The sequence below is a fragment of the Streptomyces sp. NPDC002181 genome, from assembly GCF_042890485.1.
Taxonomy (GTDB): Bacteria; Actinomycetota; Actinomycetes; order Streptomycetales; family Streptomycetaceae; genus Streptomyces.
Window position 1 is genome coordinate 145,050 of record NZ_JBIASC010000006.1, and the last position, 25,484, is coordinate 170,533.

At 71.4% G+C, this 25,484-nt stretch carries 20 protein-coding genes; 15 read left to right on the top strand and 5 right to left on the bottom strand.

Going from position 1 to position 25,484, the window contains the following annotated elements; translation table 11 throughout:
• Positions 1-43 precede the first annotated feature (43 nt).
• Positions 44-1,213: a ferrochelatase gene (locus ACFYXV_RS17955; protein WP_389383404.1), complete on the top strand. Its 1,170-nt coding sequence runs from the start codon at positions 44-46 to the stop codon at positions 1,211-1,213.
• 15 nt (positions 1,214-1,228) lie between these two features.
• Positions 1,229-2,029, top strand: a complete 801-nt coding sequence (locus tag ACFYXV_RS17960) for an inositol monophosphatase family protein (RefSeq protein WP_389383501.1) — start codon at positions 1,229-1,231, stop codon at positions 2,027-2,029.
• A 76-nt stretch (positions 2,030-2,105) separates the two neighbouring features.
• On the opposite strand, the gene ACFYXV_RS17965 is transcribed toward ACFYXV_RS17960, so the two are convergent.
• On the bottom strand, positions 2,106-2,273 hold the full coding sequence (locus ACFYXV_RS17965) for a hypothetical protein (RefSeq protein WP_359168322.1): 168 nt from the start codon (positions 2,271-2,273) through the stop codon (positions 2,106-2,108).
• Positions 2,274-2,517: 244 nt separating this feature from the next.
• Between ACFYXV_RS17965 and ACFYXV_RS17970 the strand changes: the two genes are divergently transcribed.
• The 4 genes from ACFYXV_RS17970 to ACFYXV_RS17985 all read left to right on the top strand — a co-directional run bounded on the left by ACFYXV_RS17970 (position 2,518) and on the right by ACFYXV_RS17985 (position 6,034).
• Positions 2,518-3,171 carry a response regulator transcription factor gene (locus ACFYXV_RS17970; protein WP_030154340.1) on the top strand — a complete coding sequence of 218 codons (654 nt, stop codon included), beginning with the start codon at positions 2,518-2,520 and terminating at the stop codon, positions 3,169-3,171.
• A gap of 5 nt (positions 3,172-3,176) precedes the next feature.
• Positions 3,177-4,421, top strand: a complete 1,245-nt coding sequence (locus tag ACFYXV_RS17975; protein ID WP_383337408.1) for a sensor histidine kinase — start codon at positions 3,177-3,179, stop codon at positions 4,419-4,421.
• 383 nt (positions 4,422-4,804) lie between these two features.
• The gene (locus ACFYXV_RS17980) at positions 4,805-5,101 is read left to right on the top strand and encodes a DUF4193 domain-containing protein (RefSeq protein WP_030154344.1); all 297 of its coding nucleotides are present in this window, start codon (positions 4,805-4,807) and stop codon (positions 5,099-5,101) included.
• Positions 5,102-5,113: 12 nt separating this feature from the next.
• Positions 5,114-6,034, top strand: coding sequence for a hypothetical protein (locus tag ACFYXV_RS17985; RefSeq protein ID WP_385460447.1), 921 nt, complete (start codon positions 5,114-5,116; stop codon positions 6,032-6,034).
• 63 nt (positions 6,035-6,097) lie between these two features.
• Here ACFYXV_RS17985 and ACFYXV_RS17990 read toward each other — a convergent pair whose 3' ends face one another.
• The gene (locus tag ACFYXV_RS17990) at positions 6,098-6,553 is read right to left on the bottom strand and encodes a DUF3093 domain-containing protein (protein WP_389383405.1); all 456 of its coding nucleotides are present in this window, start codon (positions 6,551-6,553) and stop codon (positions 6,098-6,100) included.
• Between the two features lie 58 nt (positions 6,554-6,611).
• On the opposite strand from ACFYXV_RS17990, the gene ACFYXV_RS17995 reads away from it, so the two are divergent.
• The 7 genes from ACFYXV_RS17995 to ACFYXV_RS18025 all read left to right on the top strand — a co-directional run bounded on the left by ACFYXV_RS17995 (position 6,612) and on the right by ACFYXV_RS18025 (position 13,198).
• A complete protein-coding gene (locus ACFYXV_RS17995) occupies positions 6,612-7,196 on the top strand; it encodes a PaaI family thioesterase (protein WP_383337414.1) in 585 nt (194 codons plus the stop codon).
• Positions 7,196-7,732 (top strand): dUTP diphosphatase, encoded by a 537-nt coding sequence (gene dut, locus ACFYXV_RS18000; RefSeq protein ID WP_383337416.1) that lies wholly within the window; start codon positions 7,196-7,198, stop codon positions 7,730-7,732. The genes ACFYXV_RS17995 and dut overlap by 1 nt, the downstream gene beginning before the upstream one ends.
• Before the next feature lies 1 nt (position 7,733).
• A complete protein-coding gene (locus ACFYXV_RS18005) occupies positions 7,734-8,519 on the top strand; it encodes a DUF3710 domain-containing protein (RefSeq protein ID WP_383337418.1) in 786 nt (261 codons plus the stop codon).
• A gap of 162 nt (positions 8,520-8,681) precedes the next feature.
• Positions 8,682-11,333 (top strand): DUF4118 domain-containing protein, encoded by a 2,652-nt coding sequence (locus ACFYXV_RS18010; protein ID WP_389383407.1) that lies wholly within the window; start codon positions 8,682-8,684, stop codon positions 11,331-11,333.
• Entirely contained in the window at positions 11,330-12,016 is a 687-nt protein-coding gene (locus ACFYXV_RS18015) for a response regulator (RefSeq protein ID WP_030154358.1), read from the top strand. The genes ACFYXV_RS18010 and ACFYXV_RS18015 overlap by 4 nt, the downstream gene beginning before the upstream one ends.
• Positions 12,017-12,040: 24 nt before the next feature.
• Complete coding sequence (locus ACFYXV_RS18020; RefSeq protein WP_383337424.1) at positions 12,041-12,460, top strand: OB-fold nucleic acid binding domain-containing protein; 420 nt, start codon at positions 12,041-12,043, stop codon at positions 12,458-12,460.
• 3 nt (positions 12,461-12,463) lie between these two features.
• Entirely contained in the window at positions 12,464-13,198 is a 735-nt protein-coding gene (locus tag ACFYXV_RS18025; protein WP_383337426.1) for a DUF3159 domain-containing protein, read from the top strand.
• 112 nt (positions 13,199-13,310) lie between these two features.
• Here ACFYXV_RS18025 and ACFYXV_RS18030 read toward each other — a convergent pair whose 3' ends face one another.
• Together ACFYXV_RS18030 and ACFYXV_RS18035 are read right to left on the bottom strand one after the other, a co-directional pair.
• On the bottom strand, positions 13,311-13,973 hold the full coding sequence (locus ACFYXV_RS18030; protein WP_030859497.1) for a TrkA family potassium uptake protein: 663 nt from the start codon (positions 13,971-13,973) through the stop codon (positions 13,311-13,313).
• Positions 13,970-14,638 (bottom strand): TrkA family potassium uptake protein, encoded by a 669-nt coding sequence (locus ACFYXV_RS18035; protein WP_030154367.1) that lies wholly within the window; start codon positions 14,636-14,638, stop codon positions 13,970-13,972. The genes ACFYXV_RS18030 and ACFYXV_RS18035 overlap by 4 nt, the downstream gene beginning before the upstream one ends.
• 209 nt (positions 14,639-14,847) lie before the next feature.
• Here ACFYXV_RS18035 and ACFYXV_RS18040 point away from each other — a divergent pair, with 209 nt between their 5' ends.
• Both ACFYXV_RS18040 and ACFYXV_RS18045 read left to right on the top strand, forming a co-directional pair.
• Positions 14,848-16,896 (top strand): APC family permease, encoded by a 2,049-nt coding sequence (locus ACFYXV_RS18040; RefSeq protein ID WP_385460458.1) that lies wholly within the window; start codon positions 14,848-14,850, stop codon positions 16,894-16,896.
• Positions 16,897-16,992: 96 nt separating this feature from the next.
• Positions 16,993-18,324: a class I SAM-dependent RNA methyltransferase gene (locus ACFYXV_RS18045; protein ID WP_389383410.1), complete on the top strand. Its 1,332-nt coding sequence runs from the start codon at positions 16,993-16,995 to the stop codon at positions 18,322-18,324.
• Positions 18,325-18,568: 244 nt separating this feature from the next.
• On the opposite strand, the gene ACFYXV_RS18050 is transcribed toward ACFYXV_RS18045, so the two are convergent.
• The gene (locus ACFYXV_RS18050) at positions 18,569-25,255 is read right to left on the bottom strand and encodes a DUF3320 domain-containing protein (RefSeq protein WP_389383411.1); all 6,687 of its coding nucleotides are present in this window, start codon (positions 25,253-25,255) and stop codon (positions 18,569-18,571) included.
• Positions 25,256-25,484: the final 229 nt, after the last annotated feature.

Consider the following 25,484-nt stretch of genomic DNA (forward strand, 5'->3'; position numbering starts at 1 on the left):
GGCCGGTTCCCGGCCGGGGACGCCGGGTGGCAGGATTCGAACCATGTCAGACCAGCTCCGCGCCGCCGCCTCGCCCCCGGCCGAAGGCCTCGCCGCCCCCTACGACGCCCTCCTGCTGCTCTCCTTCGGCGGTCCCGAAGGACCCGACGACGTCGTGCCGTTCCTGGAGAACGTCACGCGCGGGCGCGGCATCCCGCGCGAGCGGCTCAAGGAGGTCGGGCAGCACTACTTCGGGTTCGGCGGGGTCAGCCCGATCAACGGGCAGAACCGCGAGCTGCTGGACGCCCTGCGCAAGGACTTCGCCGAGCACGGGCTGGACCTGCCCGTGTACTGGGGCAACCGGAACTGGGCCCCCTACCTCGACGACGTGATGCGGGAGATGGCCGCCGACGGGCGCCGGCGCATCGCGGTCCTCGCCACCAGCGCGTACGCCTCGTACTCGGGCTGCCGGCAGTACCGCGAGAACCTGGCGGACGCGCTGGCCGCGCTGGCCGCCGGCGGCGTGGCCGCACTGCCGGAGGTCGACAAGCTGCGGCACTACTTCAACCACCCGGGCTTCGTGCAGCCGATGATCGACGGGGTGCTCGCCGCGCTGGAGTCGCTGCCCGAGGAGGTGCGCTCCGGCGCGCACCTCGCCTTCACCACCCATTCGATCCCCACCGCGGCCGCCGACACCTCCGGCCCGGTCGAGGAGCACACCGGCGGCGGCGAGGGCGGGGCGTACGTCAGGCAGCACCTGGACGTCGCCCAGGTGATCGCGGACGCGGTGCGGGCGGAGACGGGCACGGAGCTGCCCTGGGAGCTCGTCTACCAGTCGCGCAGCGGCGCCCCGCACGTCCCGTGGCTGGAGCCGGACATCTGCGACCACCTGGAGTCGCTGCACGGGGCCGGGGCGCCCGCGGTGGTGATGGTGCCGATCGGGTTCGTATCGGACCACATGGAGGTCCTGTACGACCTCGACACGGAGGCGACGGCCAAGGCCGCCGAACTCGGGCTGCCGATCGCCCGGTCGGCGACCGTCGGGGCCGATCCGCGGTTCGCGGCGGCGGTCCGCGAGCTGGTGCTGGAGCGCGCCGCCGCGGAGCGGGGCGAACCGGTGGAGCGGTGCGCGCTGGGGCTGCTCGGGCCCAGCCACGATCTGTGCGCGGTGGGCTGCTGCCCGGCGCGCGGGCCCCGGCCGGCGGCCGCGGGCGCCGACAGCCCGTACGCCTAGGAAGGAGCGAGCGTGATCTCCGAAGAGCTGAAGGCCGAACTGCTGGACGTGGGCCTGGACGCCGCCCGGCAGGCCGGGGAGCTGCTGCGCGACGGCCGGCCGGCCGATCTCGCGGTGGCGGCGACCAAGAGCAGCCCGATCGACGTGGTGACCGAGATGGACATCGCGGCGGAGAAGCTGATCACCGGGATCCTGGCGCGGAGGCGTCCGGAGGACGGGCTGCTCGGCGAGGAGGGCGCGGACGTCCCGGGGACCAGCGGGGTGCGCTGGATCGTCGACCCGCTGGACGGGACCGTCAACTACCTGTACGGGCTGCCGAGCTGGAGCGTCTCGATCGCCGCCGAGTACGGGGGCGAGACCGTGGTCGGGGTCGTGGCGGCCCCGATGCGGGGCGAGACGTACACCGCGGTGCTCGGCGGCGGGGCATGGCTGGACGGGGTCCGCCTCGCCTGCCGGACGCCGGCGCCGCTGGACCAGGCGCTGGTCGGGACGGGGTTCGCCTACCTCCAGGCGCGCAAGGAGCAGCAGGCGGAGGTGGCCCGGCGGGTGATCCCGCGGGTGCGGGACATCCGGCGCGGCGGATCGGCGGCGCTGGACCTCAGCGACGTGGCCGCCGGGCGGCTGGACGCGTACTACGAGCGCGGGCTGAACCCCTGGGACCTGGCCGCGGGCGAGCTGATCGCCCGGGAGGCGGGGGCGCTCACGGGCGGGCGGCCCGGGAGGCCCGCCTCGGGGGAGCTCGCGCTGGCCGCCACGCCCTCGGTGTTCGCCTCGCTCCAGCCGCTGCTGGACGAGGCCGGGGCCTGGCACGACTGACACGGCACCGGCCCGGCATGAGGGAACCCCGGCTGCCGCGATGCGGCCGCCGGGGTTCTGGCTGGACTGGAGGTCGTCAGCAGACGGAGACGGGAACGCCGTGTTCGGCGGCGAGGCGCTGGAGATCTTCCAGTTCCGCCTGTTCCACTTCCACGAGGAAGTCGTCGCCCGTTTCGCGGGCCTGGTTGAGGTCCGACTGCGTGGCCCGGATGCGCTGCAGGAGACCCGCGGTGAATGCGTCCATGGTGGGTTCGCCCCCTCTTCGTGGGTCGGCGGCGGCACGTGGCAGTCCGCCGTCAGGGAGTGGTTGGGGTGTGGTGACGTCCTCCCCGGCACCCTGGGCCCAGAAACCTCGGGAGGCGAGGGAATCCTCACTTCCGGCCCTCGCGGGCCCCGGAGGGGCGCCTTACAGCCGGTTTACGGCTGAAACGGGCAGGATGGACGACGCAATACACGTGTGCCCTCAGGGCTCGATGGAAGGAAACGACGTGCGCGTACTCGTCGTCGAGGACGAGCAGCTGCTCGCCGATGCGGTGGCCACCGGGCTGCGCCGGGAGGCCATGGCCGTGGACGTCGTGTACGACGGCGCCGCGGCCCTGGAGCGCGTCGGGGTGAACGACTACGACGTGGTCGTGCTCGACCGGGACCTCCCGCTCGTGCACGGCGACGACGTCTGCCGCAAGATCGTCGAGCTCGGCATGCCCACCCGCGTGCTGATGCTGACGGCGTCCGGCGATGTGAGCGACCGGGTGGAGGGCCTGGAGCTGGGCGCGGACGACTACCTGCCCAAGCCCTTCGCGTTCAGCGAGCTGACCGCGCGCGTGCGCGCCCTGGGGCGGCGCACCACCGTGGCCCTGCCCCCCGTACTGGAGCGGGCCGGCATCAAGCTCGACCCGAACCGGCGCGAGGTGTTCCGAGAGGGCAGGGAGGTGCAGCTGGCGCCCAAGGAGTTCGCGGTGCTGGAGGTTCTCATGCGGAGCGAGGGGACCGTGGTCTCCGCCGAGCAGCTGCTGGAGAAGGCATGGGACGAGAACACCGACCCCTTCACGAACGTGGTGCGGGTGACGGTCATGACCCTGCGGCGCAAGCTGGGGGAGCCGCCGGTCATCGTGACCGTGCCCGGCTCCGGCTACCGGATCTGACGCGGGTGGCGGCGACCCCGGCACCACCAACGGTGCCGCCGAGACCGACCTGGGACCCCGGCCAGCCCGAGGGTCCCTTCCCTTGGCTGCGGCCGACCATCCGCATACGCCTCACGCTGCTGTACGGCGGGATGTTCCTCATCGCGGGCATCCTGCTGCTGTCGATCATCTACCTGCTCGCGGCGCAGGCGCTGCGCGAGGGCAACGGACTGCCGTTCAAGATCGTCGGCGGTACGGACATCCAGGTCACCAGCACCTGCCCCGGCGTGATCGGCAAGGGCCAGAACTACGACCAGTTCAACGGCGCGATCAACACCTGCATCCTGGAGCAGCGCCGGCACGCCCTCGACGACCTGCTCAGCCGGTCGCTGATGGCCCTGCTCGGGCTCAGCATCATCGCGTTCGCCTTCGGCTACGCCATGGCCGGACGGGTGCTCTCGCCGCTGGGCAAGATCACCCGGACCGCCCGCCGGGTGGTCGGTTCCGACCTGACCCGGCGGATCGAGCTCGACGGACCGGAGGACGAGCTCAAGGAGCTCGCCGACACCTTCGACGAGATGCTCGACCGGCTGGAGCGGGCCTTCACCGCCCAGCAGCGGTTCGTCGCGAACGCCTCGCACGAGCTGCGCACCCCACTGGCGATCAACCGGACGCTGCTGGAGGTGCACCTGTCGGACCCGGGCGCGCCGGTGGAGCTACAGCAGCTGGGCAAGACCCTGCTGGCCACCAACGAGCGCAGCGAGCAGCTCGTCGAGGGCCTGTTGCTGCTGGCCCGCAGCGACAACCAGATAGTCGAGCGCAAGCCCGTGGACCTGGCGGAGGTCGCCTCGCGCGCCATCGACCAGGCGCGCGGGGAAGCCGCCGTGAAGGGCGTGGAGATCCGGGGCGAGCGTGCGCTCGCCGTGGTCCAGGGCAACGGCGTCCTGCTGGAGCGGATCGCGCTCAACCTGGTGCAGAACGCCGTCCGGTACAACGTGCCGGAGGACGGCTGGGTGGAGGTCACCACCGAGTCCCAGCACGGTCAGGCGATCCTCATCGTCTCGAACACGGGTCCCGTGGTTCCCGCGTACGAGGTGGACAACCTCTTCGAGCCCTTCAGACGGCTGCGTACGGAGCGCACGGGCAGCGACAAGGGTGTGGGCCTCGGCCTGTCCATCGCGCGCTCCGTGGCCCGCGCTCACGGCGGACGGATCTCGGCGACGCCGCGCGAGGGGGGTGGCCTCGTGATGCGTGTCACTTTGCCCCTGTGAGTCCCCGGCCCCTTGTTCGCTGTTGGCTGAATGGCGAGGGGGTGGCTGAGGTGGCGCCTGTGCGATCGATCACATTGGCGAGTGTCGGGTCATGTGCGTTCAGTGACCCCCGAGGCGGCCGGAAAGCCCGGGAAGTCCGGGTTTCCCGCCCCTCGAACGGCGGGAAATACACGGGGTGGCGTTTGTGCAAGACGGCCCCCGGACCGTGTACGGTCCCGGTCGTCATCCCAGCCAATCGCTCCTTCAGGTGTGCGGCTGGGTGTCGATTGAGTAACAGACCTTGATGTGAGGCAAAATCTCCGCCTCAGGTCGGGCACAAGTCCGGCCTCTCGCGCGTTACGTGCGCTGAGACACCGCTAAATCCCAGAGGGGGAGAGCGAAAAATGGCAACGGACTACGACACCCCACGCAAGACCGACGACGACGTCGACAACGACAGCATTGAAGAGCTGAAGGCCCGGCGCAACGAGAAGTCGTCTTCCAGCGTCGACGTCGACGACTTCGACGCGGCGGAGGGCATGGAGCTCCCCGGCGCAGACCTCTCCAACGAGGAACTGGCCGTTCGGGTGCTGCCCAAGCAGGCCGATGAGTTCACCTGCATGAGCTGCTTCCTGGTGCACCACCGCAGCCAGCTGGCACGCGAGAAGAACGGCCAGCCGATCTGTCGCGACTGCGACTGAGAGGCGTCGGCCGTGACCGGCTCGACACCGTTTCGGAAGCGCCGCTTTCGAAAAGCTGGTGATCCGGTGGAGACGCAAGAGGTGGCCACGGGCCCGGAAACGGGCCCAGCGGCCTCGGGCGTACCCGCCGTGTCGTCCGGCACCGCCGCAGCGGTGCCGTCGGCCTCAGAGTCCGACGAGGGAGCCCGGCGCCGGTCCGGGGCTCGTCGGCTGCAAGCCGTCAAAAGCGGTGTGCGCAAGGGCGGCGAACATGCCAGGGCCGCCGTCCTGCACCTCACGGACCGCGTCATCGAGAACGCACCGCGCGTTCCGGTTCGGGACCTCGCGACCCTGCGCGCGCAGTTCCCGGGCCTCGGTCCCGATCAGCTTGCCGACAAGCTGATCGCGGGCGCCGCGTACGGCACCTCCACGGTCGGCGCGGGCGTCGGAGCCGCCGCGATGCTGCCGGTGCCCCCCGCCATGCCCGCAGAACTGGCCGCGGAGATCACCGGGGTCGCCGCCATCGAGCTCAAGCTCGTCGCCGAACTCCACGAGGTGTACGGCCAGCGGCCGCCCGGGAACCTCAAGGACCGCAGCCTCGCCTACCTGACCGCGTGGACGGAGGAGCGCGGGGTGGACCTGACCAAGCCCACGACGCTGAACATCGCGCTCGGCGGTCAGATGAAGCGCGAACTGCGCCAACAGATCATGAAGCGGACGTTCCGCAACCTGCCGAACCTGCTGCCGTTCATGGTGGGCGCCACCGTCGGCGCGGTCATGAACCACCGCGACACCCGCAAACTCGCCGAGAAGGTCCGTGCCGACCTGCGGAGCCGGGCCGTGGCGTGGGAGTCGCTGCCGGAGCTCCCGCCCCTTGAGCAGCCCTCCCAGCCCCTTCCCGAGGCCACCAGGGCGGCACTCGAAGGCTCCGACGGAGACTGGCCCCCGGCCTGACGCCCGCCGGCCCGCGCCCGGCCCCCGCCGGGCCCGGCCCGACGCCTTCCGGGCGCCGGCGGATCAGCCCTTGGCCGACCGGATCGCCTTGGCCAGCGCCTTCGGCTCGCGCGTGGAGACGTACGCGTACGGCGTCGGGTCCCCGGGGTCGGTGATCGGGATCCGCACCGCCGTCGGCACGTAGCTGCGCAGCAGCATGAAGGCGCGCGCGTCCGCCTTGTGCGTGCGCCAGGCGCGCGCCTCCTCCGCGTCCAGCACCTCGGGCTCGCCGAGCGCCGCCACCGGGATCCGCGCCTCGCCGGCCGCCAGCGCGCCGCCGACCACGCGCACGCGCGCGGAGCCGTACGAACTCACCAGCATCCCCGCCAGCGCGGTGCCCCCGACGAGCCCGGCCAGCAGCGGCAGCGTGCCCAGCGGCAGCAGCATCAGCGCGCACGCCAGGCCGATGAGTACGGCGATGGCCCACCAGGAGCGGGGGGCGGTCAGACGTTCGTCGTGGTGCGCGGGGGAGAGCTGCATACGGCCAAGCCTGCCACGAGGCGACCGGCGGGTAGCGGCGCGGGTAAGGTCTGCGCCTGTGAGTGGACGAAACACAGCGCTGACGCCCCCGGACGATGCCGCCGCACCGGTCCGGCACCCCGACGCCCCCGCGCCCGGCGAGCTGCTCGGTGCGCACTACGGGCACTGCTTCGGCTGCGGTGAGGGCCAGCCCCACGGACTCCACCTGGAGGCCCGTGCCGGGGAGGGCGTCCGCGTCAGCGCCGAGTTCACCGTCAAGCCCGCGCACCAGGGCGCCCCCGGCCTCGCCCACGGCGGTGTGCTCGCCACCGCGCTCGACGAGACGCTGGGCTCCCTGAACTGGCTGCTGCGCGTCATCGCGGTGACGGGCCGCCTGGAGACCGACTTCGTGCGGCCGGTGCCCGTGGACACCGTGCTGTACCTGGAGGCCGAGGTGACCGCCGTCGCCGGACGCAAGATCTACTCCACCGCGGTCGGCCGGATAGGCGGGCCCGACGGACCGGTCGCCGTGCGCGCGGACGCGCTCTTCATCGAGGTGAAGGTCGACCACTTCATCGACAACGGTCGGCCCGAGGAGATCCGGGCGGCGATGTCCGACCCGGACCAGGTCAGGCGCGCACGCGCCTTCGAGGTGAACCCCTGATGTCTGTGAACAACCACCCGCCCGTCGACGTGCTGATCAAGCGGGTCGACCCCGAGGTGCCCCTGCCCGCGTACGGCCACCCCGGCGACGCCGGCTGCGACCTGGTGACCACCGAGGCGGCCGTGCTGGAGCCCGGGGAGCGCACCGTACTGCCCACGGGGGTGTCCATCGCCCTGCCCGACGGGTACGCCGCGTTCGTGCACCCGCGCTCGGGCCTGGCCGCGCGCTGCGGGCTCGCGCTCGTGAATGCCCCGGGGACGGTGGATGCCGGGTACCGTGGGGAGATCAAGGTGATCGTGGTCAATCTCGACCCGCGCGAGAGCGTCCGGTTCGAGCGCTTCGACCGCATTGCCCAGCTGGTTGTCCAGAGGGTCGAGAAGGTGCGCTTCCACGAGGTGGCGGAACTTCCCGGCTCGGCGCGGGCCGAGGGGGGTTTCGGCTCCACCGGCGGTCATGCGGCCGTGGCCGGATCCGGCGCTGGTCAGCAGGGTGGGAATGGCTACGCTTCGGTCGTATCCGACCGGGAAGGACAGTGACGTGTTCGGACGTCGCAAGAAGAACGACTCCGCCAAGGACGGCGGCGCGGCCGAGCAGGTCGTGGACGGCGTGGCTGCCGATGAGCAGGACGGCGGCGAGGAGCTCGGCACCGACTCCGCGCCCCGCAGGGTGAACCTGCCGCCGGCCCCGCGGCCCGACGGCCCGTGGGACGTCTCCGAGGTGCCCGGCGCACCCGAAGAGGGCCGCGTGGACCTGGGCGGCATCCTCGTACCGGGTGTCGAGGGCATGGAGCTGCGCGTGGAGGTGGCCGGTGACGCGATCGTCGCCGCGACGGTCGTCCTCGGCGACAGCGCCGTACAGCTGCAGGCCTTCGCGGCGCCCAAGAAGGAAGGCATCTGGGGCGAGGTCCGCGAGGAGATCGCCACGGGCATCACCCAGCAGGGCGGCATCATCGACGAGGTCGAGGGTCCGCTGGGCTGGGAGCTGCGCGCCCAGGTGCCCGTACCGATGCCCGACGGCCAGACCGGCGCCCAGCTGGTCCGCTTCGTCGGCGTCGACGGCCCGCGCTGGTTCCTGCGCGGCGTCATCTCCGGCCAGGGCGCCGTGCGCCCCGAGTCGGCGGGCGTGCTGGAGCAGATCTTCCGCGAGACCGTCATCGTGCGCGGCGACGGCCCGATGGCTCCGCGCGACCCGATCGTGCTGAAGCTGCCGAACGACGCCCAGATGGTGCCGGACGGCGTGCAGACCGAGGACCAGGAGGGCTCGCGCTTCTCCGGCGGCATGGGCCAGCTGGAGCAGGGTCCGACGATCACCGAGGTCCGCTGACCGGCACCGACCGGGCACCGACCGACCGTTTCCGGCCGCGGGCCGTACTCCTTCGGGGGTACGGCCCGCTGTCGTACCCCCGCGGCGTCAGGGATCCGTATGGATGGCGGGACGGTCGGTAAAAGGTGCGTGATCGGTGCAAACGTCCCGGAGAATGGGCCCATGGGACGCGGCAAGCTACGGATCTACCTCGGCGCGGCACCCGGTGTGGGCAAGACGTACGCGATGCTGTCCGAGGCCCACCGCCGGGTGGAGCGGGGTGCCGACTGCGTCGTCGGCTTCGTCGAGCACCACGGGCGGCCGCGCACCGAGGTGATGCTGCACGGGCTGGAACAGGTCCCGCGCCGGCAGCTCCCGTACCGGGGCGCCGAGTTCACCGAGATGGACGTGGACGCCGTACTGGCGCGCCGGCCCGCGATCGCGCTCGTGGACGAGCTCGCCCACACCAACGTGCCCGGTTCGCGCAACGCCAAGCGCTGGCAGGACGTGGAGGAGCTGCTGCGGGCGGGCATCGACGTGGTGTCCACCGTGAACATCCAGCACCTGGAGTCGCTCGGCGACGTGGTGGAGTCCATCACCGGGGTGCGGCAGCGGGAGACCGTGCCGGACGAGGTGGTGCGGCGGGCCGACCAGATCGAGCTCGTCGACATGTCCCCGCAGGCGCTGCGCCGGCGGATGGCGCACGGCAACATCTACCAGTCCGACAAGGTCGACGCGGCCCTGTCCAACTACTTCCGGCCCGGGAACCTCACCGCCCTGCGCGAGCTCGCGCTGCTGTGGGTGGCCGACCGGGCCGACGAATACCTCCAGCAGTACCGGGGCGAGCACGGCATCCGCTCGACCTGGCAGGCCCGCGAGCGGATCGTCGTCGGGCTGACGGGCGGGCCCGAGGGCCGCACCCTCATCCGCCGCGCCTCCCGGATGGCCGCCAAGGGCTCGGGCAGCGAGATCCTCGCCGTCTACATCGCCCGCAGCGACGGGCTGACCGCGGCCTCGCCGAAGGAGCTCGCGGTCCAGCGGACGCTGGTCGAAGACCTTGGCGGAACGTTTCACCATGTGATCGGCGACAACGTCCCCGAAGCGCTGCTCGAATTCGCCCGCGGGGTCAACGCCACCCAGATCGTGCTCGGCTCCAGCCGCCGCAAGGCCTGGCAGTACGTGTTCGGCCCCGGCGTCGGCGCCACGGTGGCCCGCGACTCGGGGCCCGACCTCGACGTGCACATCGTCACCCACGAGGAGGTCGCCCGCGGCCGCGGTCTGCCCGTGGTCCGCTCGGCGGCCCGGCTCGGCCGGCCCCGGATCATCGCCGGCTGGATCGTCGGGATCCTCCTCCCCGCCCTGCTGGCCGTCCTGCTCACGCACGTGAACGCCGATCCGGGCCTCGCCAACGAGATGCTGCTGTTCCTCTCGCTGACCGTGGCCGCCGCCCTGCTCGGCGGGCTCTGGCCGGCGCTGGCCTCGGCCGCCTTCGGCTCGCTCCTGCTGAACTACTTCTTCGCCCCGCCCGTCCACCGCTTCACCGTCTCCGACCCGAAGAACATCGTGGCCATCGCCGTCTTCTTCGGGGTGGCGGTCTCCGTGGCCTCCGTGGTGGACCTGGCCGCCCGGCGCACGCACCAGGCCGCCCGGCTGCGCGCCGAGTCCGAGATCCTCTCCTTCCTGGCCGGCAGCGTGCTGCGCGGCGAGACCGCGCTGGACGCGCTGCTGGAACGGGTGCGCGAGACCTTCGCCATGGAGTCCGTGGCGCTGCTGGAGCGCACGAGCGACGTCGAGCCCTGGAAGCGGGCCGGCAGCGTCGGTCCGCGCCCGGTCGACCGCCCCGAGGAAGCCGATGTGGACATGCCCATCGGGGACCACATGGCGCTGGCCCTGTCCGGCCGGGTGCTGCCCGCCGAGGACCGCCGCGTCCTCGGCGCCTTCGCCGCCCAGGCCGCCGTGGTCCTGGACCGGCAGCGGCTGGTCGGGGAGGCCGAGGAGGCCCGCCGGCTGGCGGAGGGCAACCGGATCCGGACCGCGCTGCTGGCCGCTGTCAGCCATGACCTGCGTACGCCGCTGGCCTCCATCAAGGCCTCCGTGTCCTCCCTGCGCTCCGACGACGTGGACTGGTCCGAGGAGGACCGGGCCGAGCTCCTCGAAGGCATCGAGGACGGCGCCGACCGGCTGGACCACCTCGTGGGCAACCTGCTCGACATGTCCCGGCTGCAGACCGGCACGGTGACCCCGCTGATCCGGGAGATCGACCTCGACGAGGTGGTCCCGATGGCTCTGGGCGGCGTACCGGAGGACAGCGTGGTGCTGGACATCCCGGAGACCCTGCCCATGGTGGCGGTGGACCCCGGGCTGCTGGAGCGGAGCGTGGCCAACGTGGTGGAGAACGCCGTCAAGTACAGCCCGGCCGACGAGCGGGTGCTGGTCCGGGCGAGCCACCTGGGCGACCGGGTCGAGGTACGTGTCGTGGACCGCGGGCCGGGAGTGCCCGAAGAGGCCAAGGACCGGATCTTCGCCCCCTTCCAGCGGCACGGGGACGCCCCGCGCGGCGCCGGGGTCGGCCTCGGCCTCGCGGTGGCCCGCGGCTTCGCCGAGGCCATGGACGGCACCCTCGCCGCCGAGGACACCCCCGGCGGCGGACTGACCATGGTGCTGACGCTGCGCGCGGCGCCGCGCGACAGTGGACCGGAACGCGCGGACGAACGCGAAACCGAAAACGAAACCGAAACCGAAACCGAGCGCTCCGCGCCGGACGACGGCGTGGCCGCCGGCGCCGACGACCCCATCGATCTCGACCCCGTACGACAGAAAGCAGGACCTCAATGACCCGGGTGCTCGTGGTGGACGACGAGCCGCAGATCGTCCGAGCCCTCGTGATCAATCTGAAGGCGCGCAAGTACGAGGTCGACGCCGCGGCGGACGGGGCCCAGGCCCTGGAGCTCGCGGCCGCCCGCCACCCCGACGTGGTCGTGCTCGACCTGGGCCTGCCCGACATGGACGGCGTCGAGGTGATCAAGGGCCTGCGCGGCTGGACCCGGGTGCCGATCCTGGTCCTCTCGGCCCGGCACAGCTCCGACGAGAAGGTCGAGGCCCTGGACGCCGGGGCCGACGACTACGTCACCAAGCCCTTCGGCATGGACGAGCTGCTGGCGCGGCTGCGGGCGGCCGTCCGGCGGGCCGAGCCGGGAGCGGGCTCCGGCGAGGACGAGGTGATCGTGGAGACCGACGGCTTCACGGTGGACCTGGCCGCCAAGAAGGCCGTGCGCGAGGGCCGCGACGTACGGCTCACGCCCACCGAATGGCACCTGCTGGAAGTGCTGGTCCGCAACGGCGGCAAGCTGGTGAGCCAGAAGCAGCTCCTCCAGGAGGTCTGGGGACCCTCGTACGGCACCGAGACCAACTACCTGCGGGTCTACATGGCCCAGCTGCGGCGCAAGCTGGAGGCGGACCCCTCGCATCCGCGGCACTTCATCACGGAACCGGGCATGGGATACCGCTTCGAGAGGTAGGCGGGGCGCCGGTACGCTTCCTGTATGAGTGCTGAACCGCGTCCCGAGAAGTCCGTCAAGCCGGTCAGGCCGGCGGGCCGGTTCCGGAGGATGATAGAGCGGCTGTCCACCTCGCAGGAGGAGCTGCATTCGGCGGAACTGCAGGAGGACGCAGAAGCCGCGGGGTGCACCCGGATCTTCGACTGCCACGACCGCCAGATAGTCAAGGTGACGGGAACGCTGCGTACCGTCACCCTCCGCCCCCGCGCAGGGGTGCCCGCCCTGGAGGCGGAGCTCTTCGACGGCTCCGCCGCACTGGACGTGGTCTGGCTCGGGCGTCGCTCGATCGTGGGAATCGAACCGGGCCGGCGCATGATCGCCTCGGGGCGGATCGCGATGAGCCACGGCCGCAGGGTCCTCTTCAACCCGAAGTACGAACTCCGACCGCTCGGACAGGAGCAGTAGCCGGTGACGTCACTCGACAAACCGATCACCCCGGATCCCGCGGGCGAACCGACCGCGGACCAGAAGGCCGTGACCCAGGCGGCGCTCTTCGACGCGTTCGGAGGCGTGCGGGGCACCGTGGAGACGATGCTCCCCGGGCTCCTCTTCGTGATGATCTACACGGTCAACAAGGACGTGAAGATGTCCGCGATCGCGGCGGGGGCGGTCGCCGTCCTGCTCGTGATCGTGCGCCTGCTGCGCAAGGACACCGTCAAGCACGCGTTCAGCGGGGTCTTCGGCGTGGGCGTCGGCGTGGCCTTCGCGCTCTTCACGGGCACCGCCAAGGGCTTCTACCTGCCCGGCATGATCTACGGCGCCGGGCTGGGCGTGGCCTTCACGCTCTCCGCGCTGGTGGGCTTCCCGCTGCTGGGCGTGATCCTGGGGCCGGTCTTCAAGGAGAACCTGTCCTGGCGGACGCGCAATCCCGGGCGGAAGAAGGCGTACACCAAGGCCAGCCTGGCCTGGGGGCTCATCTTCCTCGCGAAGTACGCGATCCTCTTCCCGCTGTACTGGTGGGGGGACGCGACCCAGCTGGGCTGGGTGCTGATCGCGCTGAAGCTGCCGCCGATGGTGCTCGCGGTGTACTTCACGTGGGTCTTCCTGGCGAAGGCCCCGCCGCCGATCGACGTGATCGCGGAGTGGGAGGCCGAGGAGGCCGCGGAGAAGGCCCGCAAGACCCAGGCAAAGCACGCCAAGTGATGCCTAGCGCGCCAAGTGACACCAAGCACGCCAAGCGCGCCAAGTGACGTGGTGCCCACGTGAAGGGGGCGGGCAGCCGACCGGCTGCCCGCCCCCTTCACGTGCACGTCCGTCAGTGACGGGCCTGGAGGAGGTCCTCCAGCTGCTCCTCACGGGCCTGGGCGGCCACGAAGAGCAGCTCGTCGCCCGGCTCCAGGGTCTCCTCGCCGTGCGGGGTGAGGACCCGGTTGCCGCGGATGATCGTGACCAGCGAGGTGTCCTCGGGCCAGGTGATCTCGCTGATCTGGGTGCCGGCGACCGAGGAGTCGGCGGGCAGGGTCAGCTCGACGAGGTTGGCGTCGCCGTGGCTGAAGCGCAGCAGCCGCACCAGGTCGCCGACGCTGACGGCCTCCTCGACCAGGGCCGACATCAGGCGCGGAGTGGAGACCGCGACGTCCACGCCCCAGGACTCGTTGAAGAGCCACTCGTTCTTCGGGTTGTTGACCCGCGCCACGACCCGGGGGACCCCGTACTCGGTCTTGGCCAGCAGGGAGACGACCAGGTTGACCTTGTCGTCGCCCGTGGCGGCGATGACGACGTTGCAGCGCTGCAGCGCGGCCTCGTCGAGCGAGGTGATCTCGCAGGCGTCGGCCAGCAGCCACTCGGCCTGCGGGACCCGCTCCACGGAGATGGCGGTCGGCGCCTTGTCGACGAGGAGCACCTCGTGCCCGTTCTCCAGCAGCTCACCCGCGATGGAACGGCCCACCGCGCCGGCTCCGGCGATCGCGACCCTCATGCGTGTGCCTCCTCGGGGCCCTCGGCGAAGGACGCCTCGACCTTGTCGATCTCGTCCGTGCGCATCATCACGTGGACGAGGTCGCCCTCCTGCAGCACCGTCTGGGAGGTCGGCAGCATCGCCTCGCCCAGCCGGGTGAGGAACGCCACGCGGACGCCGGTCTCCTCCTGGAGCTTGCTGACCTTGTGCCCGATCCAGGCGGCGGAGGTGTGCACCTCGGCGAGCTGGACCCCGCCGCTCGGGTCGCGCCACAGCGGCTCGGCCCCGGACGGCAGCAGCCGGCGCAGCATCTGGTCGGCGGTCCACCGTACGGTCGCGACGGTGGGGATGCCCAGGCGCTGGTAGACCTCGGCGCGCTTGGGGTCGTAGATGCGGGCGGCGACGTTCTCGACGCCGAACATCTCGCGCGCCACGCGGGCGGCGATGATGTTGGAATTGTCACCACTGCTGACGGCGGCGAAGGCGCCCGCTTCCTCGATCCCGGCCTCGCGCAGCGTGTCCTGGTCGAAGCCGACCCCGGTGACGCGGCGCCCGCCGAATCCGGCTCCCAGCCGGCGGAATGCGGTGGGGTCCTGGTCGACGACAGCGACCGTATGCCCCTGCTGTTCCAAGGTCTGCGCGAGGGCGGAGCCCACTCTTCCGCAGCCCATAATGACGATGTGCACGGCCGTCCTTCCGGCTGTCAGCGCTCGCTGGTTCCCAGCCTCATTGCATGCTCTGGCTTCACAGGGTCTCAGACCATGGCCCAAGCTACACACGGGCGGTCCCCCATGTGGCCTTTGCCGTCCACGCAGGGTCTCAATGCGGGTGTCATTGCCCTGTAATGCGGGCGGGGGGTTCGTCAGGCCGATTTCGAACGCTTACGATCCTCTGCGTGTCCAAACTGACCGACGTGCCCAAACGGATCCTGATCGGCCGGGCGCTACGCAGCGACCGCCTCGGGGAAACGCTCCTCCCCAAGCGGATCGCCCTACCCGTGTTCGCATCCGACCCGCTCTCCTCGGTGGCATATGCCCCTGGCGAGGTCCTGCTGGTCCTGTCGATCGCCGGTGTTTCGGCGTACCACTTCAGCCCCTGGATCGCCCTCGCGGTCGTCGTGCTGATGTTCACCGTGGTCGCCTCCTACCGCCAGAACGTCCACGCGTACCCCAGCGGCGGCGGTGACTACGAGGTCGCCAACACCAACCTCGGGCCGAAGGCCGGACTCACCGTCGCGAGCGCGCTGCTCGTCGACTACGTCCTGACGGTCGCCGTGTCGATCTCCTCCGGAGTCGAGAATCTCGGCTCCGCCGTGGATTTCGTCATCGAGCACAAGGTGCTCTCCGCGGTGATCATGATTCTGCTGCTCACGCTGATGAATCTGCGCGGTGTGAAGGAATCCGGGAAGCTCTTCGCCATTCCGACGTACGTGTTCGTCGGAGCCGTCTTCGTGATGATCGCCTGGGGCGCCTGGCGCGGTCTGGTCGCCGGCGACACCATGGAGGCCCCGACGGCCCACCTGGAGATCAAGGCCGAGCACCAGGGGCTGGCCGGCTTCGCGCTGGTCTTCCTGCTGCTGAGGGCCTTCTCCTCCGGATGCGCCGCCCTGACCGGCGTCGAGGCGATCAGCAACGGCGTCCCCGCCTTCCGCAAGCCCAAGAGCAAGAACGCCGCCTCCACCCTCGCCCTCATGGGCGCCCTCGCCGTCACGATGTTCTGCGGGATCATCGGCCTGGCCATGGCCACCAACGTGAGGATGGCCGAGGCGCCCGCGACGAACCTGCTGGACAACGGCGTCCCCGTCGGCCCCGACTTCGTCCAGCACCCGGTGATCTCCCAGGTGGCCGAGGCCGTCTTCGGCAACGGCAGCTTCCTGTTCATCGTGCTCGCGACCGCCACCGCGCTCGTGCTGTTCCTGGCCGCGAACACCGCGTACAACGGCTTCCCGCTGCTCGGCTCGATCCTCGCGCAGGACCGCTACCTGCCGCGCCAGCTGCACACCCGCGGTGACCGGCTCGCCTTCTCGAACGGCATCGTGCTGCTCGCCGGCGCCGCCATCCTGCTCGTGTGGATCTACGACGCCGACTCCACCAAGCTGATCCAGCTCTACATCGTCGGCGTGTTCGTCTCCTTCACGCTGAGCCAGATCGGCATGGTCCGGCACTGGAACCGCCACCTGCGGACCGAGAAGGACCAGGCCGTCCGGCGCCGGATGCACCGCTCCCGGGCCATCAACACCTTCGGCGCGCTCTTCACCGGCCTGGTGCTGGTCGTCGTCCTGGCCACCAAGTTCACGCACGGCGCCTGGGTCGCCCTGCTGGGCATGGTGATCTTCTACGGCACGATGACCGCGATCCGGAAGCACTACGACCGCGTCGCCGCCGAGATCGCCGCCGCCGAGGGCCCCAGCGACGACAGCGTGCGGCCCTCCCGGGTCCACTCCATCGTCCTGGTCTCCAAGGTGCACAAGCCCACGCTGCGCGCCCTGGCCTTCGCCAAGCTGACCCGCTCGGACACCCTGGAGGCGCTCAGCATCAGCGTCGACCCGGTCGAGACGAAGGCGCTGAAGGAGGAGTGGGAGCGGCGCGGGATCAACGTACCGCTCAAGATCCTCGACTCCCCGTACCGCGAGATCACGCGCCCCGTGGTCGAGTACGTGAAGGGCCTGCGCAGCGAGAACCCGCGCGACGCCGTCAGCGTGTACATCCCGGAGTACGTCGTCGGCCGCTGGTACGAACACCTGCTGCACAACCAGAGCGCGCTGCGGCTCAAGGGCCGCCTGCTGTTCACCCCCGGCGTGATGGTCACCTCGGTGCCGTACCAGCTGGAGTCCTCCGAGCTCGCGAAGAGGCGGGCGAAGAAGCGCCAGGATTGGAACGCCCCGGGCGCGGTGCGCCGCGGACCGGTGGACACCCCGCGCCCGAAGGACCGTGCGGGCAAGTAGCCGCCCGGGGGCTTGGCAAACGGCCGGACGAGATCCACGTAAACTGGTGGGTCGGTCGTCCGGCCGTTCCCATTTATGTTTTGGAGTCTCCCCACCATGACCGAGCAGAACGAGAAGCAGTCCTTGGTCGGGGAGGAGTACGAGGTCGAGGTCGGCCCCGTCGCGCACGGCGGCCACTGCATCGCCCGGACGTCCGACGGCCGCGTCCTCTTCGTCCGCCACACCCTGCCCGGCGAGAAGGTCGTCGCGCGCGTGACGGAGGGCGAGTCGGACTCCCGCTTCCTGCGCGCCGACGCGATCACGGTCGTGGAGGCGTCCAAGGACCGGGTCGAGGCCCCGTGCCCGTACGCCGGCCCCGGCAAGTGCGGCGGCTGCGACTGGCAGCACGCCAAGCCGGGCGCGCAGCGCCGGCTCAAGGGCGAGGTCGTCGCCGAACAGCTGCTGCGGCTCGCCGGGCTCACCCCGGAGGAGGCCGGCTGGGACGGTACGGTCATGCCGGCCGAGGGCGACAAGCTCCCGGCGGGCCAGGTCCCGCAGTGGCGCACCCGCGTCCAGTACGCCATCGACGAGACCGGCCGCGCGGGTCTGCGCAAGCACCGCTCGCACGACATCGAGCCGGTCGACCACTGCATGATCGCGGCGCCGGGCGTCAGCGAGCTGGGCATCGAGAAGCAGGACTGGCCCCAGATGGCCACGGTCGAGGCGATCGCCGCGACCGGCTCCCAGGACCGCCAGGTCGTCCTCACCCCGCGCCCGGGCGGCCGCCTCCCGCTGGTCGAGCTCGACAAGCCGGTCTCGGTCCTGCGGGTCGAGGAGAAGGACGGCGGGGTCCACCGGGTCCACGGCCGCCCCTTCGTCCGTGAGCGCGCGGACGGCCGTACGTACCGCGTCGGCATGGGCGGCTTCTGGCAGGTCCACCCGCAGGCCGCAGACACCCTGATCAAGGCCGTCATGCAGGGCCTGATGCCGCGCAAGGGCGAGATGGCCCTCGACCTCTACTGCGGCGTCGGCATCTTCGCGGGCGCCCTCGCCGAACGCCTGGGCGAGACGGGCGCGGTGCTCGGCATCGAGTCGACGAAGCGCGCGGTCGAGGACGCCCGGCACAACCTGGCGGACTTCCCCCGGGTCCGCATCGAGCAGGGCAAGGTGGAGTCGGTCCTCCCGAAGACCGGGATCACCGAGTGCGACCTGGTCGTCCTGGACCCCCCGCGGGCCGGCGCCGGCAAGCAGACGGTCCGCCACGTGGCGGGCCTCTCCGCCCGCCGCATCGCGTACGTGGCCTGCGACCCGGCGGCCCTGGCCCGCGACCTGGCCTACTTCGCCGAGGCGGGCTACAAGCCCCGCACCCTCCGCGTCTTCGACCTCTTCCCGATGACGCACCACGTGGAGTGCGTGGCGATCCTGGAGCCGATCGCGAAGGGCGCCTGATCTGAGCTCTTATCCGTGCGCAGTGTGCACTCGCTGAGCTCGTTTGAGGGTTGGATTCAGGCGACGTGAAGCCTCGCTGCCCGGCGTAGCGGCCCTGCTCAAGCGTGTCCCGGGCTTTCGGGGACCGGGAGCCAGTAGCGGGGAACACGGCTGTGGGCCGGAAACGTACAGCACAGACCCATGTCCACGGGGACTCCCTCCTGCGGCCGCTGGGGCCGCAGGAGGCATCCTCACAGGGGAAGCGCTAGTCGGTGACGGACGGAGGTTCCACCGGGACGAGCCCTGCCGGGCCGTCCGTGATCGCGTTTCGGGCGATGAGCGAGGCGATGTCCGTGTCGAAGGCCGCGCGGATGTCGGCGCCCAGGCGCAGCCAGCCGAAGAACCGGGCCGTTTCCCGGGCCAGTTCCTCGCGGCTCAGACCGGGTGATTCGGACAGCACGCCCAGGAGGGCGAGCTGCCGTTCGACCGGTGGCACGTGCATGACCTTCTTGCGTTCGAGGTCCGCGCTGGGGGTGCGGGCCGCCGTCACCTCGCGCCCCGGCACGTCCCACGCGGTGTCCGTCCGCACCGCCTGCTTCCTCTGCCGCAGTCGCTCCAGAGCCCTTCGTACACTGGCCTGCACGATCTGGCCGGCGCGGTCGAGGTGCCACGCCTCCCGCACCCGGCCGATCAGAACCTCCTCCTCGATCGGGCCCTCGACCGACACGATGTGCCGGGCCAGCTCCGCCACGAGGCCGATGGCCTCGGCGTCCCGCAGGTCGACGGAGCCCAGCCCCGTTTGCGCACCCAGGAGGCGGCGAAGGTCCCGGAGTTCTCCGGGGCGCATCGCGCGGTAGGGGCGGCTCCACTCCGAGCGGTCCGATTCCTCGATGGGAACGATCTCGACCTCCGGCGTCTCGGGGACCAGGACCGGGACGTCTTCCGCGTCCGGCGCAGGCGCGTGAGGATCGACGGAGCAAGCAGCCGCGACGGCTTCGCGGAGCCGTCGCTGCGCGTCCCGGCGGTTGCGGTACCAGTCGGTGCCCCAGATCCGGTGCAGGTTCCATCCCAGGCCGCGCAGGACCTCCTCGCGCAGCCGGTCGCGGTCGCGGGCCGCGCGAGAGGAGTGGTACATCGCGCCGTCGCATTCGATGCCCAACGCGTACGAACCGGGAGCCGCAGGGTGGCGGACCGCCATGTCGATCCGGAAGCCGGCCACGCCGACCTGCGGTTGGACGTCGTAGCCCCAGCCGCGCAGGGTGTCGAGCACGTCCTCCTCGAACGGGCTCTCCGGTGCGGCGTCCGCGTCGGGTGCCGCCGTGGCCAGGATCGACGGACCCTGCTCCGCGTACTGCAGGTAGCGCTTGAAGTGCTGAACGCTCTTGTTCGTGCTGTCCGACAGCTCCGAGCCGTGGAAGGACGCCACGACCTCCATCCGGTGGCGAGCACGGGTCACGGCCACGTTCAGCCGTCGCCAACCCGTCTCGACGTTGTTGACCGGGCCGAACGTCGCCCGCAGCTTCCCCTCCGCGTCCCGGCCGTAGCCGACCGACATGATGATCACGTCGCGTTCGTCGCCCTGGACCGTCTCCAGGTTCTTGACGAAGAATCCGTCGAGTCGGTCCTCGGTGAAGTGCCGGTCGAGATCGGGCCGTACCTTACGGGCCTCGGCCACCGCGTCCTCGACGGCGTCCGCCTGGGCCTTGGAGAGGGTGACGACGCCGAGAGTCAGGTGCGGCCGCGTCGAGAAGTGGTGGATGACGCGCTCCGCCACCAGCGCGGCCTCTCCGACGTTGTCGCGCCGGTTGCCGCGGTCGTACACGCCGTCGGCCTTGTAGAAGGCGACGCCCACGTCGCGGCCCTCGGTGACCGCACCGGGGAACACGACCATGGAGTCCTCGTAGAACTCGCGGTTGCTGAAGGCGATCAGATCCTCGTGGCGGCTCCGGTAGTGCCAGCGCAGGGACAGCTCGCGTATGACTCCGCTGGCCTTGCAGGCGTTCAGGATCGACTCGAAGGTGTCGGGCACCTCCTCGTCCCATTCGTCGTCTTCATCGGAATCACCGCCTGCGCTGAAGAAGGAGGTGGGCGGGAGCTGTCGAGGGTCGCCCGCCACGATCAGGGCGTCCCCGCGGTAGATGGCGTTCACCGCGTCCTGCGGCAGGACCTGGGACGCCTCGTCGAAGATCACGACGTCGAAGCGGAAGTCGGCGGGCAGGAACTGGCTGACCGTCAAAGGGCTCATCATGAAGCACGGCTTGAGCCGTCGAACGACGTCGCGCGTCTCGTCGAGGAGATGCCGGACGGGCTTGTGCCGTCGTTGCAGCTTCGCCTGGCGGCTGAGGATCGCGGCCTGCCCCGTCGTCGCCCTTCGCGGTCGCCTCGCGTTGCAGGCATCGATCACCGTCGCATGTGCTGCTTGCACCAGCCCGCGGTCCAGCCGTCGGTACCGCTCCACCAACTCGTCCCGGTCCGTGGCCCGAACCATCGACAGACGGCCGTCGGTGGCGAGCTGGTGCTCCACCCACGCCCGTAGCACCGTGCGCTCCACGGCCACGGGGAACGAGGAGGCGGGCACGTCGCGGTCCGCCAGTTGTGCGGGCAGGTCCTCCAGGCCGTAGCGGCTCAACACGGCGTGGGCCGCGGCGGCGCGGAGCCAGGCGTCGGGTCCGTAGGGATCGTCGGCCATGCGGTCGAGGAGTGCCTCGGCGCCCGGCAGGGACGTCTCCAGCTCGGCACGGATCTCCGCCGCCCGCGCCGGCGCGAAGTGGCCGATCAGCACCTCGGTCCGTTCCAGCCGGTCGCGGTCCCGCCGCTCCACCGACGAGTCGGGTGCCGCGCGCAGCAGAAGTCGTGCCGCCTCGGCGGTGAACGGGGCGGCGGTACCGGTGCGGGAGGCCGTCCGCCGGGCGTTGAGGGTCCAGTCCAGAGCCCGGTGGACGTCTTCCCGAGTGGTGCGGACCCCCTCGTAGAGGTCACCGAGTACGCGGCGGTGGTCCGCATCGGAGCCCAGGAAGTCCTCCTCCGCGGAGCGCGCCGCCAGTACGGCCGCCACGAAGGCCCGGGCGCCGCCGAGGGACAGCCGGGTGGTGGCCCCCTGCGCCTGATCGGTGACGCGGGCCACCGAGTGGATGAAGCTCTGGGCTTCTTCCAGCGGCTCCAGGTGGGCGCGCAGCCATGCCGCGGCTCGGGGCAGCGAGCGGCCCCGCAGTCCCGAGCCGACGGCGGCCATCACCGGGGAGTGCGTGAAGCGCTCCCAGTCGGCGCAGCCGGCGCGAAGGCGCGCGGCGGTCTCGATCAGACCCGGCACGGCGGGCCGGCCGCAGGAGAGGACACGCGCGACCCCGCTCCGCCGTTCCGGGTCCGCGAGTACCGGCCCGAGGAGCCGGTGGGCATCGGACGCCGCCGCAAGGGCCATGGCCAGAGCCGTCGTGCGCAGACGGCCCTCGGCGGCGTACTCGCCCACGAGCCCGATGGCAGGGGACGCGTCGGCCGTCGGCGCGGACCCGCGGCCCCCGGCACGCAGAAGCCGCACCGCCTCGCGCAGCAGGGCGATCTCCACCGGTGCGTCGCCATCGGCGGACGGCCCGTCCTCAAGTCGGGTGTCCAGACCGGCGTACCAGGCACCCAGCAGCTCCCGGTCCGCGGCCTCGCCGGACGCGAAGGCCGCACTGTCCCGTTGAGCGGCGTGAGCCAGGGCGACGGCGGCGCGTGCCGAGGCCAGGGTGTACTCCGTGCCCGGGACGAACTCCCGGCGTGCGACGGACTGAAGGGTGTCGATGAGCCGCACCGCGTCGTCCAGCGCGGGCGTGTGCGCGTGCAGCCACGCGGCGGCCGCAGCCGGGCAGAGGCCGCTGAGCGCCACTTCGTACTCGCGCAACGGCGCTTCCCGCAACGCGGAGGCCCACGTGCCCAGATCACCGTCCAGCCGCACGGCCCATTCGAGGAGTCCGGGGTCGGGCTCGGCACCGTCTGCCAGTTGGGCGGCGAGCCGCCGGCGGCGAGACGCATCGGCCACGACGGCCCCGCCGAACCGATGGGCCTCCTCGGCCTGGCGGAGCGCGCCGTCGAGCGCATCGAGGTCGGGTACGTCGTCACCGGCGTAGCCCGCGAGCAGGTCACCGTACTCCGCGACCGCGGCCCGAACGGCCTGGTACGCCCGTTGCCAGGCGGCGGCCTTGGCCATCTCCTCGTGCAGTGCGGTGTGCCACGATCCGTTGTTGCTGAGCCGGCCGACGAGCTTCCGGTCGGCGCGGACCTGGGAGGACAGGCCGGCCGCGAATCGCCGGCCGTTCTCCGAGAGGCGGCTCACCGCATCGGTCAGACCGCCGGTACGCGGGGTGTCGGGTCCGAACAGCCCCTGCGCTTCACCTCGGGCCTCGTCGAGGACGTCCACGAGGCGGTGCAGGTCCTGCACGGCCCGACGGGCCCGGGGCAGCACCTCCGGGTCGAACCAGTCGGCGGGAGCCCGGTGGGAGTCCGCTGCCAGGGCGGCGAGTCCTGCGACCGACCGGGTCTCGGCGCCGGTCAGCGGAGGCGGGCAGCCCAGCAGATCCGCCGCGTCCAGCGCGCACTTCGCCGCACCCTCCAGCGTGTTGGCGAGGGCGTTCCAGTCGGAGGCGAGCGAGCCGGCTCGGTTGCGGCCCAGTGAGCCGAGATCGACTCCCGGCGGTTCCAGGGTGCTCAGCGCGAGTTCGGCAGCCTCCGGGGATTCGGGCACATCGGGAGCCAGGTCGGCCCAGCCGGTTCCGGCCTGCTGCCGTGCGGCCTCCCGCGCCGCCGCCGTCCGGTCCCGGCGCTCCTCGAACTCTCCCACTGCGGCAGCCGCGAGGCCCAGTGCCGCCTGCTGTGCGGCGGCGAATTCATGCGGATCGAACCATGCCTCCATCGGGCGGTGCGGGGCGGCGGCCAGGTCGGTCAGGTCGCACAGAGCCACCGTCCGGGCCAGTGACGGCGGTTCTTCGACGCCCAGGGCACGGCTGAGTTCTCGGGCCGCGGGGGTGAGACCCTCCAGCAGGACGGCCGCCTCGGCGAAGTCCCGGAGGCGGTCCTCGGTCTCCCGCTCGGTCAGCCCGGTCAGGTCCAGCCCTCGTGGTTCAAGGGCGGCCAGGGCTTGTTCAGCGGCCGGGAGCTCGGGCCGAAGCCGTGGGGACAGCTCCTGCCAGCGCTCGCCCACGAGGGCTCGCGCGGACCGGTGGGCTCCTCGCACGCCACGCAGCGCGCCGAGAAAGGCCTCGACCGGATCGGTCACGGAGTGGGCGACATCGTCATCGGTCAGCCACCACAGGGGCACGGACACGCGTTCGTCCAGAAGCCGGAGTAGCCGGAGCAGCCGGTCGACCTGCGCCGCCGTGGTGAAGGGCGCGCCGTCGGTGTTCAGCGCCTCGTAGTCGGCGAGGGCGATGCGCAGCCCGGTCAGGGCCGTACGCGACTCCTCCAGAGCGGGGCCCGGATGCGCCCGGTCCGTACGCAAGTCGCGCCAGGGGAAGGTCGGGTCCGCCACGGCCTGCCAGGCGCCGCCCACGTCCCTGGCGGCTTTGAGCAGGTCCGCCAGGTCCGTCTCGGAGAGAGTGGAGGGGTCGAAAGCCCGGGCGGTGCCGTCGCCGGTGGCGAGGTAGGCGACGGGGGCGTCGTCGAGCTTGCCGACCCGACCGACGATCTCGTGCAGCGTGCGCCCCAAGGGCTGCCGCAACTCGTTCACAGCTGCGGCGTACGCGGACAAGGCCTCACGATCGTGACGGGCCTGGGCCCTCTCCTGGTCGGGGAACCCGACGGCCCGCGGTTGCTCGGAGAGGGCTCGGCCCAGTTCCTGGGCCACTGCCTTGCGGCTGGTGTTGCGACTGTGGAGGGCGAGGGCGTAGGAGTCGAGCCCCACCGATTGCAGGCGCTGCAGCACGACGTCCAGGGCTGCTGCCTTCTCACTGACGAACAGCACGCTCCGCCCGGCGTGCATCAGCCCGGCGATGATGTTGGTGATGGTCTGGCTCTTGCCGGTTCCCGGAGGCCCGTCCAGTACGAAGGACTTGCCGGCCACGGCCGCCGCGACGGCCTGCCGCTGCGAGGTGTCCGCGTCGAGGACCAGGGGCGCGTCTTCCGGCGGGGCGAGCTCGTCGATGCGTGCAGCCGGCACTTCCTCGAAGTCGAAGCGGTCGGCGGCGAGGGATTCGCCCGGCCCCACGGCCACCGCGCGCACGAGATCGCTCTCCAGGAGCCGGTCCTCGTTCTCCAGCAGGTCGCGGTACATCGACTCCTTGTGGGAGGCGAACAGCGCCATGACAGCCCGCTCTTCCACCTCCCAGAGCGTCTTGCCGGCCACGGCCTCGCGCACGGCTTCAAGCACCGCGGTCACGTCGCGGCAGTCGGTGTCGGCGACAGGGCCCCAGTCGATGCCGAACTGTTCCAGCTTGATGGGCAGCGCGGGATTGAGCTGCGGATCCTCGTCGTCGTTCGCCTGGAGAAGGACCTGGCCGGTGGCCGTCCGGACCAGTTCCACGGGAAACAGGATCAAGGGCGCCTGGCTGTCGACGGCCGAACCGTCCTCCCGCCAGTGCAGAACGCCGATGCCCAGGTGGAGGGTCCACAAGCCGTAGTCGTTGAACACCTGCGTGGCCTTCGAACGCAGCGACCGCAACGCCCGCTGGAGCGCGGGCGACGTGGTCTTCTGCGTGACGACGTCCGTCTCGCCGGGCGGCCGGCACGACGGCTCCTCGCCCTCCGCCGGGGCCTCGTCGGGGAGCGGGGCGAACGTCAGCGCACCGCTCTCCAGCAGGTCCACGAGGACGGACGGGGCGGGAGCGGAGATCTCCAGTGTCGAGGCGCGGGTGTGCCGGAAGTTCAGCAGTCGGTTGCGTCCGCTGAGGTCCACGAGCGACGTGCGCCAACCCGCCAGGACGGTCTTGAGACGGTCCAGATCGCTGCCGTTCCCGAAAGTTCCCGGATCGGTCGTCACCATTGTCCTCGCTCTCGCCTCATGCCGTCGAACCCGAGGGAACAGAGCGCGCAACTCTGATCGGGGTACGGTGACGCGGGCAGGCCCGGCATTCGACTGATCCCCTGTGCGACGTTTTCACCCAGTCGCACACGCCCCCCACGGACGGGCGGATTCTATGTTCTTCATGGGGCAATCAGAAGCTGATCTCATATTTCGCCCGTCCTTCGGGTGGGCGGCACCGGGGATTTGG